Here is a 515-nt window from a genome sequence, read left to right on the forward strand (position 1 = left end):
TTTTTTCTCTATCCATATGTAAAAGCAACTGATGCACGTAAACTAGTTGCGGTTTCAAGTGCCAACCTTTTCGTAACGCTTTTTTATATGTCTATGGTTTTTGCTAGTCTAATCTTTTTTGAAACTAGGCAAGATCTCTATCTTACTCCCCAGCCTTTATTGTATATGATTAAATCCTATTCCTTTCAGATTGTTGAACGAATTGATTTGTTTTTTTTATCCATCTGGATTATATCTGTTGTTACATCTATCGCGAGCTGGATTTTTCTTGCCTCTAATGGTTTTAAGTACTTTTTTGGACGTGCCAATCACGCTGGGTTTCTTCCATATACTGCGGGGATTGTTTTCATAATCACTCTTCTTCCTAGAAATGAAACTGACCTTCAAAAATTCAATAAGATTTTAGAACCAGCACACTTAGGATTTATCGTGGTCATACCACTATTTTTATTCTTATTTTCGTTTTTCTTTGCTAAAAAAAGACCAGGAGATCGCAGTGTATGAAGGTTAAAACA

Annotated in this window: 1 protein-coding gene; it reads left to right on the forward strand. The window is 34.4% G+C overall.

Annotation, left to right across the window (positions count from 1 at the left end; all coding sequences use genetic code 11):
* Positions 1–504: GerAB/ArcD/ProY family transporter (locus RB298_RS00040; RefSeq protein ID WP_486045129.1), on the forward strand; the 504-nt coding region annotated here is incomplete at its 5' end.
* Positions 505–515: the final 11 nt, after the last annotated feature.

Origin of the sequence: Priestia sp. BR_2, assembly GCF_041954005.1 — a bacterium.
In the GTDB taxonomy this organism is placed as follows: Bacteria; Bacillota; Bacilli; order Paenibacillales; family Paenibacillaceae; genus Paenibacillus_AQ; species Paenibacillus_AQ lautus_A.